22 protein-coding genes and 1 pseudogene are annotated in these 14,373 nt (G+C 42.1%); 14 read left to right on the top strand and 9 right to left on the bottom strand.

The annotated features are described in order from the left end of the window. Nucleotides 1-68 precede the first annotated feature (68 nt). Nucleotides 69-1,598, top strand: a complete 1,530-nt coding sequence (locus AC1DLI_RS14770; RefSeq protein ID WP_477603771.1) for an FAD-dependent oxidoreductase — start codon at nucleotides 69-71, stop codon at nucleotides 1,596-1,598. 139 nt (nucleotides 1,599-1,737) lie between these two features. Here AC1DLI_RS14770 and AC1DLI_RS14765 read toward each other — a convergent pair whose 3' ends face one another. The 3 genes and pseudogenes from AC1DLI_RS14765 to AC1DLI_RS14755 all read right to left on the bottom strand — a co-directional run bounded on the left by AC1DLI_RS14765 (nucleotide 1,738) and on the right by AC1DLI_RS14755 (nucleotide 2,706). After that, complete coding sequence (locus AC1DLI_RS14765; RefSeq protein ID WP_477605019.1) at nucleotides 1,738-1,875, bottom strand: excalibur calcium-binding domain-containing protein; 138 nt, start codon at nucleotides 1,873-1,875, stop codon at nucleotides 1,738-1,740. An 18-nt stretch (nucleotides 1,876-1,893) separates the two neighbouring features. Further along, nucleotides 1,894-2,316: pseudogene (locus AC1DLI_RS14760) on the bottom strand (hypothetical protein); the annotation flags it as partial. 270 nt (nucleotides 2,317-2,586) lie between these two features. Next, on the bottom strand, nucleotides 2,587-2,706 hold the full coding sequence (locus AC1DLI_RS14755) for a YjcZ family sporulation protein (RefSeq protein WP_308994598.1): 120 nt from the start codon (nucleotides 2,704-2,706) through the stop codon (nucleotides 2,587-2,589). Between the two features lie 571 nt (nucleotides 2,707-3,277). On the opposite strand from AC1DLI_RS14755, the gene AC1DLI_RS14750 reads away from it, so the two are divergent. After that, nucleotides 3,278-3,451, top strand: coding sequence for a hypothetical protein (locus AC1DLI_RS14750; RefSeq protein ID WP_477603768.1), 174 nt, complete (start codon nucleotides 3,278-3,280; stop codon nucleotides 3,449-3,451). 58 nt (nucleotides 3,452-3,509) lie between these two features. Here AC1DLI_RS14750 and AC1DLI_RS14745 read toward each other — a convergent pair whose 3' ends face one another. From AC1DLI_RS14745 to AC1DLI_RS14720, 6 genes are all read right to left on the bottom strand, one after another. Beyond that, nucleotides 3,510-3,737, bottom strand: coding sequence for a WGxxGxxG family protein (locus AC1DLI_RS14745; protein ID WP_477603766.1), 228 nt, complete (start codon nucleotides 3,735-3,737; stop codon nucleotides 3,510-3,512). Between the two features lie 162 nt (nucleotides 3,738-3,899). Further along, entirely contained in the window at nucleotides 3,900-4,022 is a 123-nt protein-coding gene (locus AC1DLI_RS14740) for a DUF2905 family protein (protein WP_477603764.1), read from the bottom strand. A 905-nt stretch (nucleotides 4,023-4,927) separates the two neighbouring features. Beyond that, entirely contained in the window at nucleotides 4,928-5,164 is a 237-nt protein-coding gene (locus tag AC1DLI_RS14735; RefSeq protein WP_477603762.1) for a translation initiation factor 2, read from the bottom strand. A 384-nt stretch (nucleotides 5,165-5,548) separates the two neighbouring features. Next, nucleotides 5,549-6,778 carry a site-specific integrase gene (locus AC1DLI_RS14730; protein ID WP_477603760.1) on the bottom strand — a complete coding sequence of 410 codons (1,230 nt, stop codon included), beginning with the start codon at nucleotides 6,776-6,778 and terminating at the stop codon, nucleotides 5,549-5,551. An 86-nt stretch (nucleotides 6,779-6,864) separates the two neighbouring features. Continuing rightward, nucleotides 6,865-7,650, bottom strand: a complete 786-nt coding sequence (locus AC1DLI_RS14725; RefSeq protein WP_477603758.1) for an ImmA/IrrE family metallo-endopeptidase — start codon at nucleotides 7,648-7,650, stop codon at nucleotides 6,865-6,867. Further along, nucleotides 7,647-8,024, bottom strand: coding sequence for a helix-turn-helix domain-containing protein (locus AC1DLI_RS14720; protein WP_477603756.1), 378 nt, complete (start codon nucleotides 8,022-8,024; stop codon nucleotides 7,647-7,649). The genes AC1DLI_RS14725 and AC1DLI_RS14720 overlap by 4 nt, the downstream gene beginning before the upstream one ends. A gap of 138 nt (nucleotides 8,025-8,162) precedes the next feature. On the opposite strand from AC1DLI_RS14720, the gene AC1DLI_RS14715 reads away from it, so the two are divergent. The 12 genes from AC1DLI_RS14715 to AC1DLI_RS14660 all read left to right on the top strand — a co-directional run bounded on the left by AC1DLI_RS14715 (nucleotide 8,163) and on the right by AC1DLI_RS14660 (nucleotide 14,171). Then, nucleotides 8,163-8,420, top strand: coding sequence for a helix-turn-helix transcriptional regulator (locus AC1DLI_RS14715; protein ID WP_477603754.1), 258 nt, complete (start codon nucleotides 8,163-8,165; stop codon nucleotides 8,418-8,420). Next, nucleotides 8,421-8,630 (top strand): hypothetical protein, encoded by a 210-nt coding sequence (locus AC1DLI_RS14710; RefSeq protein ID WP_477603752.1) that lies wholly within the window; start codon nucleotides 8,421-8,423, stop codon nucleotides 8,628-8,630. It begins immediately after the preceding gene. 9 nt (nucleotides 8,631-8,639) lie between these two features. Then, nucleotides 8,640-8,837 (top strand): helix-turn-helix domain-containing protein, encoded by a 198-nt coding sequence (locus tag AC1DLI_RS14705; protein WP_477603750.1) that lies wholly within the window; start codon nucleotides 8,640-8,642, stop codon nucleotides 8,835-8,837. A 165-nt stretch (nucleotides 8,838-9,002) separates the two neighbouring features. After that, nucleotides 9,003-9,254 carry a helix-turn-helix domain-containing protein gene (locus tag AC1DLI_RS14700; protein WP_477603748.1) on the top strand — a complete coding sequence of 84 codons (252 nt, stop codon included), beginning with the start codon at nucleotides 9,003-9,005 and terminating at the stop codon, nucleotides 9,252-9,254. Nucleotides 9,255-9,481: 227 nt separating this feature from the next. Then, nucleotides 9,482-9,697 (top strand): hypothetical protein, encoded by a 216-nt coding sequence (locus AC1DLI_RS14695; protein ID WP_477603746.1) that lies wholly within the window; start codon nucleotides 9,482-9,484, stop codon nucleotides 9,695-9,697. Nucleotides 9,698-9,838: 141 nt separating this feature from the next. Further along, entirely contained in the window at nucleotides 9,839-10,072 is a 234-nt protein-coding gene (locus AC1DLI_RS14690) for a hypothetical protein (protein WP_477603744.1), read from the top strand. A gap of 30 nt (nucleotides 10,073-10,102) precedes the next feature. Then, nucleotides 10,103-11,071 carry a replication protein gene (locus tag AC1DLI_RS14685; protein ID WP_477603742.1) on the top strand — a complete coding sequence of 323 codons (969 nt, stop codon included), beginning with the start codon at nucleotides 10,103-10,105 and terminating at the stop codon, nucleotides 11,069-11,071. Then, complete coding sequence (locus AC1DLI_RS14680; protein ID WP_477603740.1) at nucleotides 11,049-11,390, top strand: hypothetical protein; 342 nt, start codon at nucleotides 11,049-11,051, stop codon at nucleotides 11,388-11,390. The genes AC1DLI_RS14685 and AC1DLI_RS14680 overlap by 23 nt, the downstream gene beginning before the upstream one ends. Next, nucleotides 11,387-12,811, top strand: coding sequence for a replicative DNA helicase (gene dnaB, locus AC1DLI_RS14675; protein ID WP_477603738.1), 1,425 nt, complete (start codon nucleotides 11,387-11,389; stop codon nucleotides 12,809-12,811). Before AC1DLI_RS14680 ends, dnaB begins: the two co-directional genes overlap by 4 nt. A 13-nt stretch (nucleotides 12,812-12,824) precedes the next feature. Continuing rightward, nucleotides 12,825-12,980 (top strand): hypothetical protein, encoded by a 156-nt coding sequence (locus AC1DLI_RS14670; protein WP_477603736.1) that lies wholly within the window; start codon nucleotides 12,825-12,827, stop codon nucleotides 12,978-12,980. A 20-nt stretch (nucleotides 12,981-13,000) separates the two neighbouring features. Beyond that, entirely contained in the window at nucleotides 13,001-13,249 is a 249-nt protein-coding gene (locus tag AC1DLI_RS14665) for a hypothetical protein (protein ID WP_477603734.1), read from the top strand. Between the two features lie 220 nt (nucleotides 13,250-13,469). Beyond that, complete coding sequence (locus AC1DLI_RS14660) at nucleotides 13,470-14,171, top strand: hypothetical protein (RefSeq protein ID WP_477603732.1); 702 nt, start codon at nucleotides 13,470-13,472, stop codon at nucleotides 14,169-14,171. Nucleotides 14,172-14,373: the final 202 nt, after the last annotated feature.

Below are 14,373 nucleotides of genomic sequence, written 5' to 3'. Positions count from 1 at the left end.
GGTTAAGAATGAAGGGTAAGCAAATGGTACAAATTAAAGAGTATTATTCCTAGGAGGAGATCAACAAAATGAAACCGAACGGCATGCCGAAATTTCCTGAGTCTTATTGGACTGATTCAACGAGTCAGCTTGCATCCTATCCCTCACTCGAGCAAAATATTGAAGCGGATGTTACGGTTGTCGGAGGCGGGATTTCCGGCATTACAACGGCTTTTTTGCTTGCTCAGGAAGGATTTAAAGTTGTACTTCTTGAAGCGGGCAAGCTTCTGGGCGGTACAACGGCACATACGACGGCCAAAATAACAGCGCAACATGATCTGATCTATGACGGGCTTATTCAAAGTGAAGGAGAAGAGAAAGCATCATTGTATTACAAAGCGAACAACGAAGCTCTGCAATTTATGAAGCAAACGATAGAAAAGCACAAAATAGAATGCGGTTTTTCAATACAAGATGCTTATGTTTATACAAATTCAAATGATTACATAAAAAAGCTTGAGAAGGAGATGTCTGCGTATACGGCGCTTGGCATTCCCGGAGCCTACGCCGATAAAATCCCCTTGCAAGTACCCGCTAAAGCAGCGGTCATTATGCAGCATCAAGCACAGTTTCATCCATTGCAGTATTTGTCTGCCCTTGTAGAGAAGTTCATAGATGCAGGGGGAGCTATTTACGAGAACACAACGGCGGTTGATGTAGAGAAAGGCGCCTTGCCGGAGGTCATTACAAATAAGGGTCATCGGGTAAAATGTGAGCATGTTGTTTCCTGTACCCACTTTCCGTTCTATGACGGCCTCGGCTTTTATTTCGCAAGAATGCATGCGGACCGCTCATACGTCCTTGGCATTCGTATTGCGGATGAGTTTGCGGAAGGGATGTATTTAAGCGCCGAGGATCCTAAACGCTCCTTTCGTTATGCAGAAACGGCGGAGCATGGCAAATTGCTGCTTATCGGAGGCCAAAGCCATAAGACCGGTCAGGGGATTTGTACGATCAATCATTATGAAGAGCTGCAGAGATGTGCTGAAGGGCATTTTCAAGTGCAAGAAATCGCCTATCGCTGGTCTGCTCAGGATTTGGTCACCGGCGACAAAATACCGTATATCGGTCGTATCACTTCTTCTTCCCCTAATGTGTACATAGCTACCGGCTATCGAAAATGGGGGATGACGAACGGTACGGCGGCTGCTCTGCTCATTAAAGATTTAATTATGGAGAAGGAAAATGCATTCGAAAACCTCTATGCGCCATCACGCTCCGTCTCCTTTGGGACGATTAAGAACTTTATCGTAGAAAACGCGGATGTAGCGAAGCATCTTATCGCAGGCAAGCTTGAAATGGTTCATAAGCGTCCTGAGGATTTGGCGCCGGATGAAGGTAGCGTTGTTAAGCTTCATGGCAAACGTGCGGGAGCATATAAGGATGAAGAGGGTAAACTGTTTCTGGTCGATACGACTTGTACGCATATGGGCTGCGAGGTTGAATGGAATAACGGGGACCGGACTTGGGATTGTCCATGCCATGGTTCTAGATTTGCAATTAACGGCGATGTCATTGAGGGTCCTGCGGAAGAACCGCTGAAGTTATTGCAGATGTAAATATGGTTTTAAGTGAGATCCTGTATAAAAAAAAGTCACCCCAAGCTCTAGTCTGACAAGCATGGGGTGACCTTTTATGTTTAATCGGTTCTGATTTAGAAACACTGTCACTGATTACATAAGCTATTTCACGAATGAGTTAACTGCAAGCAACGCCATCTTTATCACGATCTAATTTATCGCTGTAGCCGGGTTCTCCCTTATGTAAAGGAGCTGCGCCCGCTTCTTTTGCGGCTGTACAATTGGCATAATAAACCTCTTCTTTATCCGCCGGAATCTGTTGAATTTCACCGTTAACTACGAATAAAACCCGTGTGCCGTCCTTTAAATCTGCCAATTGATTTCCAATCCATGAGCCAGCCCCGCGATTATCCTTTGGCGTCACGTAAGCAATATCCGAGCCTTCACCACCTTCTTTGCACATAGCCATCGGCCATTCATCCCGATCAAAACCTTTCTTTAGCGGAATACCGTTTAAAGAAGCATCCCGGTTGGATTCAGCGCCATTTCTATCGATGGTGCAGACAGCCGAAGCTCCCGCTTTAATCGCCGCAGCGATATGCGCCATCGTCTCGGGGTAGCGGTCGGTCGGTAAAAGGATGGTTTCATCATAGTCCGTTTCCGATATGGTACTCTTTGGAGCAGTAGTGGCTAATAAATCGCCGCAGCCGGAGAGGATTACTGTCAAAATAAGAATTGCGGCTAAGTATGATTTCATGATGTATCTCCATTCCAGTATTTGAAATCATCATACTACACTCTAGAAAGCACCGAAAAGGGGAAAACGAAAAAGGCCCACAAACGGGGCCCTTTACGTAAACATTAAATCAATTTATATTAGTAGCCGAAAACACCGCAGCTACAAGCGATAATGACCAACAAAATGAAAAGGACCAGGATTGTACCCGTGTTTGTGAAAACACCGCCAACATGACCAGACATTGTTCATTGCACCTCCTTATATGTTGAGTAAGCTAAACGCTTATTTTTAGTAACCTTTACCATAGCCGCCAAAAATTCCGCAGCTGCATGCGATGATCACCAATAAGATGAAAAGGACCAGAATGGTTCCAGTATTCGTAAATGCACCACCAACGTATCCGGACATTGTTCATTACACCTCCTTACGTCTTGAGTACAATGTAGATTATGTTGGGATAAAGGATTCTGATTGGGTGTTTGTTACCACGACAGTTTATCCGTGTCATCAGCCTATTAGGATTGGAAGCCATTAGGTTTGGAAGAATGGCTAAGGCGGAAATAATGATGGGGCGCTTTGAGGGGAATGGGACAGAAAACCAGAGCCTAGGAAAGTGTTCAGAAAACATTGAATTGCTATCACCATATGTAAGAGCGCCTTAAGGATCAGGCTCTCCGTAAAAATTAGCAAGAATGTTTGAATTTACGACGTTTCTTCACGATCACGACAACAACAACAACAACGACAACAACTGATTTTTTGTGCTTGCGGCTCTTTTGAATCATTCATATCGTCTCCTCTCTTAGAAGATAATCTACTATATTCGAAAAATACTAGATTGGATTGGACAAGTGTAAATGAGACGTAAATTTGTGTGTATATATGAGAAGGAGTACGATACGCGATTAGAAAGGACGTAATGGGTCACTCTTTTGAAAACCAAAGATTTAGTGCATGCATTAATAGGAGAGGTAATTGAATGGAATTTTCCGGAAATACGAAGAAAAGAAACTTAAAACTAAAGAAGCTGCAAATTGAAAAAGATGTTGTAAGGTTACGTGAAAAAAGATGCAAATTAGTAGTGGTTGTTGAACAATTAGAAGAATCCGAAAAGCGCCGCGGGCCGCGCGGACTGACAAACAGTATGGAGTGAAAAACGAACAAACACCCCCATGTTATAACTGGGGGTGTTTGTGTATTGAATTCAATGGTTAAGCACGATCGCGTTCACGATTGCGATTTCTCGCTCCTGCTAAACCGAACAGACCCAAAAGACCAAGCCATCCCCAATCAAAACCATCATCATCAGTTGCTGCAGTTGTTCTGTAATTGTTTGCGTTCACCGTTGTTCCGTTATGGGAACGATCTGCGGATGCAGGTATAGCTGTGTACATAATTAAACATGCGATGAAACTAATCATTAATATTACTTTCTTCATAGATGCATGCTCCATTCGAATTTAGATTGAAATCAAGCTTATTTTTAGTCACAGAGCATCATTTTATACTCAAGTCTTAAACTCATAGGTATATCTGTTATCTGATTTTCGAATCACTTGAAAAACCATCTCGCAATGTAGGCGACCAATGACAAAACAACGCTAATTACTATGATCACCAGGTAATCGCCCAAGGTTGATATACCTTCCTAGCCCCGCCCAAATCAACCCAATAACAACTAACACAGTACCGACTATTATAAGGAACTTTGGAACGGTGTTCATTTATCCGTCTCCTATTTGGTACTATTCATGAAAATATTATAGGCATAATTTTTTGAAAATAATTTTGGAGTATCTCATGAAATAAATAAAAGTTAATCTTATATTTAACTTTAATTTGGGCGACAAGTGGGCGATAACCTATGAGTAGTTTGTAAATGATATTCTAACTCCATTGATATACATGGCTGTAAACAAAAAATCGGGCACCCCTTGCGGGGTGCCCTTTTCATGGGAGAGGAAAGTCTATCCTTTAGGTACAGAACGTAATTCCGCGGCATTACTGGATTTTTTCAGCTCATCAACATGCTACATATAGCCGGAAATGGGCGTCTTTTGAGAATTTGGGCGACAATTGGGCGACAAAATAAAAAGTATTAATTATTATAAAGGATGGAAAGCTGACAAATAGACGATAGAGGGGGGCTAATGAGATCTCAAAAAAATGCGCCTCTAGAGCAGTTCACTAAGCCACTTTAGAGGAGCAGAAATAAAGGTTATGTACGTATAGTACACAATTAGTGCGCACAGTGCCAGTTAGAAAATATTAAGGTAGATTAGAATATATTCATCGGTTTCACCCCCTTTTATTTTTCCGGAGGCACGAAGACTGCGTGGCTTCCAACAGTAAGATCTCTAAAGATCACACAATCCGTATGAAACGATTGGAATATATGATTTTGTTACTTTTGAAAAGCAGAATGATTTGATGTACTAAGAACGGGAACGTAGTTGGAAAGCTGATAAAGAGCAGATTATTGGCGAACATTTAGTCTGGATAAACACTTTAGCCGTTCGAGACAAACAAAGGTTTGATCGTGAAATTCAAAAAATCATTGATAGTACTTACGATGTAACAAATTATGTTTGAGCGTAACAAAATGAATATCTGATACAACTCAAACTAATCATTTAACGATATTTCTAATCTGAAGCTCGTTTATAAAATGATCAAGTTGAACTTTAGTTGATTCTACACGAGGGGCATGACGACTATTGTTTTGAGTATAGTAGTCCTTTTCTAAAGATTCTAAAGCAAGCCCGGCTGCTAGTGCGCCTATCCCGTCACCTAACGCGGTAATTGATGCGCCGATAAATGCCAGCTTGGCAATTTCAATATCTCGTAAGTCTTTATTGTTCTCCATAAGCCGTACCCTCCCGAATCATATATTTCAATATATGTACATTTACCCAATTCGGTGAGAGCGTTGTTGATTAGTAAGTGGAGTTTGCCTGGACGAGTTGGAGATCTTTGATTCATTTTTAATTCGGGCTACAAACGGGCGACAATCTAATCAATGATTATGAAGAGAAACCTGAAATCCCTTGCTACATAAGGCTTTAAACAAAAAAATCGGGCACCCCTTGCGGGGTGCCCTTTTCATGGGAGAGGAGAACGAATCGTTATGGTAAAGTGATGAATGCCGCGTTATTGCTGGGAATTCTCTGCTGTATTTCATGTGTAAAAGGGCTCGAAATAGCATGATATTGAAAATTTGAACGACAATCGAACGACAACTGTCGTTCATTCAATCTTTCATATCGTCGAATACGGACGCTGCAGCTTGATCAACGGATTCAAATATATGTCCATAAATCTCAAGCATCTTTATGTTCGAATGCCCGACTCGCTTAGCAATCGCTTCTGAGTGAACTTTCTTATAGATCATCCAAGATACTGAGGTATGACGTAGATCATGAAGCCTGATCGGTTTTAATTTATGACGGCGGTGAAAATCAATCCACCAATCAGTAAATGTCTGAGGGTCGTATGGTTTGCCGTCAGGGTGGCAGAATATGAATGAATGATTTCCGTCTGCCCATAGCTCAGTAGACTGCAGGAGCGTGAAAAAATCTTCTGAGCCAACTGGCTTATCTAATAATTCAGCCAGCTCTGATTCGCGCTCTGCACGAAGTGAGCGCAACTCGCTTAAAACAGTTTCCGAAAGTGCAATTCTTCTTGTTTTGTTATTTTTCGGAGCTTTTATTACAGGCAATCCGTCGCTAAGTTTTGGGACTGATTGAGAAATAACCAGATGCCCCGTGATAGTATCTACCTTGTTCCACTCGAGTCCAGCGATCTCGCCGCGGCGCATGCCAGTGGTAACCGCTAAGGTGACATAGGTGCGTAATTGTAAGGATTCGGTCTCTAAAGCAGTGAAAAGTTGTTTAATTTCTTTCTCATCGTATATTTCCATTTCCTTGATATCGTCTTCCTTAGGCTTCTTTACGCCGGTCATAGGATCCTCCACGAGTACTTTCCATTCAACTGCTTTTGAAAATATACTCTTGAGTACCCTATAATTGTATACGATTGTCGCTGATTTCAATGGACCTTTTCCATCCAGCCTTGCATTAGGACCTCTGAGCGTTTCTAAAAATTTGAGGATATGGATTGTCTTTATCTGATCCATGGTCATATGTCCAAAATAAGGTGTAATCCTTGTTTTAGAATGGAATTTATAATTGTCTTTTGTTTTTTCCTCGAGATGAACATTAACAAAGCTGCTTTCCCAGTCATTTAAAAATTCGCTAAGCTTCAGCTTTCCAGGCTTTCTATAAGACCCGGATAATGCCTGGACCTTAAAGTGAGCCAATTCCGTATCTAAATAATCTTGCAGCCGTTTTGGAGCTCGCAGGAGGGTAGGGTCAGTCACTTTAATTGTTTTGAATTCTCTAATTTTACTTCCGTTTGCGTTTACCCCAATATCCACTGTAAAAGTCCAAGAATTTTCACCGCGCTTACGCATATTAGCCATTCTGATTCCCTCCCGAAAACATCGATGTAGGCCACAGGATATAAAAAATAAAATGAGTTTTCAATTTTAGACATAAAAAAAGGCCATTAGCCCAGATCAAACAAGTCAGCTCCGCAGTTAACACACTGTAAAGGGACGATTTCACTAAATCCAACCCAATATGCGTGTCCACAAACGAAACATTCAATTTCATTGTATTCATTCATAACTGCAACTTCATTAAATGATAATGATTCAATGAACATATCCAAATCTCTTTTTTCTTCATCACTCATATGGAGTTCTTTAATTGGATCCAATGAATCATCTCTAGCCCACTGGGCAACATCAAACAATAAACGTTTACGCACGGAATCAGAGATATTTTTAATTCTCTTTTGTGCGGCAGTAAAATTGACATTACATTTCTGAGCAAGAAGGTCCGGATCGAGATCATTGATATGTGTGAAAATATAATCAGGCATAAGTAGTTTTGATGCAAACCAATGTGCCTCAACCTCTAAAATTGCTTCATATGACTCATCTACATTATGCCAGTTGAAATGTCCATGTAATAAGATATGCCCGATCTCATGCGCTGTAGTAAATCTCTGGCGGTATTGTATTGTAATCGGAGAATATTTTTGAATATTTATATCTGTTGCAATATAAATTACATATTCTTTTTTTTCTCCTCGATTTATCTTAGCGGTATACCCATCGGGTCCGTGCAGTTCGTCGAATTCAACCTTCCAACCATATAAATCGACTAATTCCTTGAGAGGAATAGGGATTGTGGGATAGCCCATATTCCGCAAAACTTCGTCAGCAATCTTGTTTGCTCGCTTAAAGTTCGGACGATGCATTGCGGATGTTATGTGCAGGTTTTTCAATCCTTATCCTCATCATCAAACATTTCTTTAGCTTTCTTTGCGAGCTCCATCATCTTTTGAAAAGCTTTCGGGGATAATTCTTTTTTTGAACGAGCAATAAATTGGACGTCAGGATCATACAGGATTTGTTCTTCTGCAATCAGTTCATCACTTGGTGATAACCCAGCAAGCAGCAAAAGTTCGTTTTTATCAGCACCTTTGAGAGCATCAGCGAGAGCAATTATAGTCTCACGAGAACCGTTAAAACGATTTTTTTCTATTGAGTTAATAAAAGAAAAGCTGACTCCAGATCTCTCAGCTAATCCACGAAGAGACAGATTGTTTTTTAATCGCAATTCATTTATTTTCTTGCCTAGTGCAATAGTATCCTTCATATTTTCACCACCTACAATCATTTTAAATGTTTAGTATTACACAACACAACAATACAACAATATTATGTTCTTGATTACAACACATATGTATTGACTTGCAAAACAATATGGTGTATTGTTTGTATATAAATTCAATACATGGTGGTGATAACTATTAGTGAAATCATAATTGGTAATCGAATTGGAGAGATACGTCGCATAAAAAAGGTGACACAACAAGAACTCGCTAATGGCATCGGAATGCAGAGAACTTCTCTATCACAAATAGAGAACGGAATTTATGCTCCGAGCACAGAGACAATGATGAAAATATCAGACTTCTTCGATCTCCCTATTGGTGAAATTTTTTTTAATCCAAGTGTGTTGAACCACAATACACGCAGGGAGGTTGTCTGATTGAGAACACCTGATGATTCCTTTGATATGATTGCTGCTGGTTCGGAGTTCCAACCTCCAATCAGCAACAATCGAGCATCCCAGTTGAATAAAATAGTTAACGAAATTTTTTATCACACAACAGTCGCTCATAATTGTTCAGGACTTGAGTTGAAGCTTGTTGCAAACCATTTTAAGACTCTTGCTGACAATCTAACTATTAATTCGTGAGGTGAGAATATGAAACGTCAAACTCTTAACGTGCAAGAAGCTGCTGACTTCATTGGCGTATCCTCCTGGTTAATCTATGACATGGTTCGTTTAAGACAAATACCGGCTATACGAATTCGCACTCGCATATTCTTCCGGAAAGAAACACTTATGCAATGGATGTCTGACAAAGAATCAGCAGCATTGGAAAATGAGACTGCAGTATGATCCATTTCCTTAAAAAATAGCCCGACATCGGAATATCTGATGCCGGGCAAGATGAGGGGAACGTTGGTAAACGGCAGCATAGTTAATCGAGAATGGTATACGCCAATTGTACAACGAATCATTTCCCTCACCTATTTCAATTTGAAATAAATGGAGGGTGGTAACGTGAAATTAGGATCAATTTTGAAAGCATGTCGCGAAAGGAAGGGCTACACACAAGCAGAAATGGCTGATTTACTGGATTATTCACAAGGGAGTATTTCCCAAATTGAAAAGGACCGTAAGTCCCCAGACATACATATTCTTTTACAATGGGCAGAAATCACAAATTCACGTGAAGTCATTGTCGCTTACATTTATGGTTTGGATGGTGTATCGCTAATTAAAAATATTCTTCAGGATCCAGTTGTAGCTTAAGAAAATTAATTTATACAGGAGGTTGGAGTTTGTGACACTCGAGGCAATGGCACGGATCTGGTTCAACAAGAGTCCAATGCAGCATGGGGTAATCGTGAAGAACTTAGTTAAGAAGTCTAGAAATGAAAAATGATCACTACGGATTAGGGCCCGAAGTGATCATTCAAGTAAAAACTATCTATCGACATTATATCACATAATTCGTGTTAGGAAAAGGATGATCTCTAGTGGAAAGACTCATGAATAAACGACTTGAAATCATTCTCGGACGAGAGCTCGATCCGGAGGAGCAGCGACATATCGAATGGCTGCAGGGCTGGGATTACGATACACGCATTGCTGCGGAAACTCTATTCATATCTCTGTATAGAGCTGGACAAATGGATGTTATGAATGCGATGAAAGTGATTATTTCAAAGAAGGAAAGTGAAACGACGATATAGGCGATTGCCTTTATCGTCGGGTGTCCTGAGCGTCAGCTGGGGGCCTCCGACGATGCAGGGTAAGCAGGCATCATTGCACATTGAAAACAGAATAGATTCACCCAGGTAAATCAGCAAATCTGAGGATGGAGGGGACGACCAATGCGTTTCAAATGGTTAAGTAAGTCCTCGGAGCAAGCGGCAGTGTGCATGGCATACGCCCGCATGTGTTTCAAGGGGCTCAGCGTTGACGATGCGGTCCGCCAGACGTTAGCGAATGGTAAGCACTGCCGCAATGCTGATTTAGTTACAGATGAGCGCTTCAGGCGTTTATGTAAAGCTGTTTTAATCAAGGCTGATGAAGGCAGGAAGCGGCAGATCGCTGCTTCTCGTTGAATCTATTAATGCGGAGTAGGAGGTCGTCCGATGGCGAATCCGCAAGCAGGAAACGGTTTTTTGAGAATAGCCAATGAGATATGGAATGAGGTCATCCGCCGCGATTTTTCGAAGCGTCAGAAGGACATCATTCTTTTCATTTGGCGACTATCATACGGCTGTAAGAAGAAATCAGCCTATATACCGCAGCTGAAGGATTTCGAATTATGTGGCGTAGGCCAGACGAATGTGACTAAGGAGATTCATTATTTGGTCTCTTGCAAAGTCATAAATTGGGACAAAGTCGGGAGCGTTTTCACCGTTAATAAGGACTATGAGCGGTGGCAGATCAGTCCGGTTAAAGGCTGGAACGAGAAAAGATTCAAGCAATTAATTCATGAAAATCTCGACAAAAACGGTTATCAAAACGATAAGTCAGATTCTGAATTATTTGGTCCCAAAATTGTAGTCACTTATCAAAACAATAAGTTAAGACTTATTAAAACAATAAGTTTCCGCTTATTAAAACGAGAAGTCGGAAGAGGCTCAAACCCTTATGGCTCTAAGGCAAAACGGCTGTCTAAAGATAGTATTAAAGACAGTATTAAAGATATTAAAGATTATCAAGAAGAAGAAGAACCACAAACCGCGCTAGATGCTTACAGATTTTCATTCAATAAATTCATGTACACCGGGTTCATTCAGGGATATGTATCCGAGCTTCTTAAAAGAGGATATCCTGATTCATTCGTTCGTGAGGTTTTCCTAGATATGGGTGCCCGTGGAATTGGGCCAGATGAGAGATACATGCGGAAKCTCGCTGAGGATTGGATCCTTAAAGGGATCAGCAGCCGGCAGCAAGCAAATCAAAATAAAGTCACACCTTTCATACCTAAGGCGAATACGTCCATTGGGGTAGGAGAGCAGCCAGCCCGGCGAAGCAAATATGAGCAAGAAATGGACGAGCTTCAGCAAGCTAGAGAGGAGGCAAAACGACTTGAAGCTATCGGAAGTGATTGACCTTTTTGAAGCAATCAAACGCTATTATGCTAATTTTACTACCGAAAAAGAAAAGCGTGAGAATTGGCACGACCTCCTGCGGGACATACCACTTACGGTAGCGGTCGATAATCTCAGGCGGCATGCAGCCGTTGAAAAGTTCCCTCCGACGATCGCGGACATCCGCGGCAAGATGGGGCAGTTGATCGAGCAAGACCAAAGCAAGGCAGAAACGGAATCATATTTTGCTCAGCTGGAGCTTTGGAGAACAACTGGCTCACCGCCACCGGATGGATATTGGCAGAGGGTAAGACGGAACATTACGGGGGATATCGCATGATAAGCATACAGCAATTAGGAATTGAAATGCCTTCGGATATCTTCGCAGAGCAGGCAGTGATCGGTGCGATTCTCTTAGACACACAGGCTATCGATATTGTACGGGAGACGCTGCGGGGAGGAGAATTCTTTGATGCTGGACTAGGTCGGATATACAGAGCCATGACAGATGTTCAGGACAAAGGAAATCCGGTAGACCTTGTTACGCTTGTGGCTAGGCTACAGGACAGCAAGGAGCTCGAAGCTGTTGGCGGTGTAGCATATCTGACCAATTTGACTAACAGCGTACCAACAGCGACAAACGTATCGTATTACGTCGATCTTGTGTACGAGAAATTTATGCAGCGTCAAAACATTTTAGCCGGCTATGACATGTTCGTGAAGGCTGTTCATTCAGACGATGCGAAATCATTTATTGCTTCAGCTAGTGACTCTGTTTCGAACCTATCGGAACAAGCAGTAACAAAAAGGGATTTCGTCCCGATCAGTCAGGTGCTTGTGAACGTATGGGAGAAATCAGAGCAGCTATATAACAACCGAAGCAATAACCGCGGTGTTACAGGTATCCCTTCCGGGTACACGGATCTTGATCGCCTTACAGCCGGATTCCAAGGTGAAGATTTAATCATCGTAGCTGCAAGGCCTTCGGTAGGGAAGACTGCTTTCGCTCTGAATATAGCTCAGAACGTGGGAATCAGGGCGAAGGAAACGGTAGCCGTATTCAGTCTTGAGATGTCCGCTTCGCAATTGGTTATGCGGATGATCAGCGCAGAAGGTCATGTTGATGCTTCTCGATTACGGACTGGATTCTTCGAAAATGATGATTTTGAACGTATGAGCGAAGCGATCGGAAATCTCTCCAGCGCTGACATACATATTGATGATTCCCCAGGACTAACGGTCATGGAGATCAGAGCGAAATGCAGGCGACTGAAGAAGGAAAAGGGGCTTGGACTTGTTCTTATCGATTATTTACAGCTTATTAATTCCGTTCAGCGTAACGGAGTTAACCGTCAGCAAGAGGTGTCAGAGATTTCACGGACGCTTAAGCATCTTGCCAGGGAACTAGGAGTACCGGTGATTGCCCTTTCTCAGCTTAGCCGCGGTGTTGAACAGCGGCAGGATAAACGACCAATGATGTCAGATCTCCGTGAATCCGGATCTATCGAGCAAGATGCGGATATTGTGGCTTTCTTGTATCGGGATGATTACTACGACAAGGAATCCGAGAAGAAGAATATCATCGAAATTATCATTGCTAAACAGCGGAACGGGCCTGTTGGAACGGTAGAGCTGGCGTTTATGAAGCAATTTAACAAATTTGTTAGCCTCGATCGTTCACATCATGATGATCAGCCTGCGTTACCAGCAGCCGAGAACAATGGAAAGCGAATTCCTGACATGCATAGGCGGTCTTCTTGAAAGGAGGGATAGAGTGAATAATTTGAAAATGCCATTTGAGGAAATGATTCTTAATCTGGCTGCGGGCGAGCAGACGGTTATTTTTATTAAAGGCCGTCAGTTCGTAATTAAGCCAGCAGAGGATGAAGAGCTTGATAAGCCTCATAAGGGTTATGAATGCTTTGATTAAGAACGATTGGAGGGTTTCTATTGGCTAAGGCACTAAGTGTTCCTATGGTCCCTGGCAGTAAAACAGCAAAAACTTATGCGGGAGAGGTGCCAGCACTGGTTGAGGCTTTATCGGAATGGATTTATTCGGAGATTGCAATCGATCGGTTCCGTCTTTCAACTCCTGTTCCCGCTGAATATCGCAAGCGTGCTCCTAAGCATTGGGTAGATAACGGATGGGTTGAGGAATTGGATGGACAAATCGATCTTTTCGATTTGGTATCTCAATAAATGTGAGGTGTAAAAGTGATTACTCAAACAAAATGGGATATTTATCGGTGTGAAGAAGAGAGTTGCCTTCGTGGATTTGCAATAGAGCAAGTCGAGGGCAATGAACTGGAAGAACCAGCATGCCCGGAGTGCGGCGGAACGCTGTGCGTTTCAATCATTGATTAAGTATCTGAATGAATACGGAAATACATCAAATTTAATTTAAAGGGAGAGTAAAATCATGACAAATGCAGGGTATGTAGTTGATCTTCAGGCGATGGTAAATATGGCAATGGTGAAAATGCACGAAGAAGGCGCGATCCAAAAAATCGTTGAAGAAAAGATGACGAAGACTGTCGCGAGCATCGTCGATGAAGTGCTTGGATCGTATTCGGACTTTGGTCGACAAGTCAAAGAAGTTGTGAAGCAAAGTTTGGCTATCGACGTTGATAAGATGGAGCTTCCAACATACAACGTCCTGGTGCGAAACGTAGTTCGGGAACGTTTGGATCAATTGGTTCATGTCCAAGGCATAGAGTTGCTTAAAGCCCGCATGGATGAAATCTTCAAGACGGTTGAACCGGAGATGGAGCTTTCAAAGATTATCGAAAGCTGGAAGGAAGCGCTGAACGACGATCATGAACGCGATGGAGAAGAAATCACCGTTATTTGGGAACCATCGACATACAGCAGTGGTGGCGGCTGGTTGTATATTGACGAAGATGAGGATAACGAAAAATATCAATGCGATCTGCGTGCCGGGATCAATAAGGACGGAACGATTTATGCACTCCACTGGAAGTCGCATGATTTACTGAAAGAAGTAAAGACCACTTGGGCTATTGATAGCATTGGCGAACAGTTTTTCCGGATGCACGCAGCTGGCTCTAAGATTATCGTCGATATGGATGACGTTGATACTCACTTTGGGTATGACGACTAGCTGAATACAGAAGAACTTGGGAGGATGGATACAACATGACATTTTCAAGCCGGCGTCCACAGAAAGGGCAGCTTGTAGAATTAATAGACTACATTGGCCGACTCAGCGAATCTAGGAAAGGTCCATATAGAGGCAAAATAACAGAGATACGATCTAAAATGATTAACTGTCGTCCAGCGAATGTATATCAGGTTTTACTGGA

It is taken from the genome of Paenibacillus sp. 01T443, from assembly GCF_056398325.1.
The sequence above is the reverse complement of the archived record's forward strand: the minus strand, read 5'-3'. Positions and strand labels throughout refer to the sequence as shown.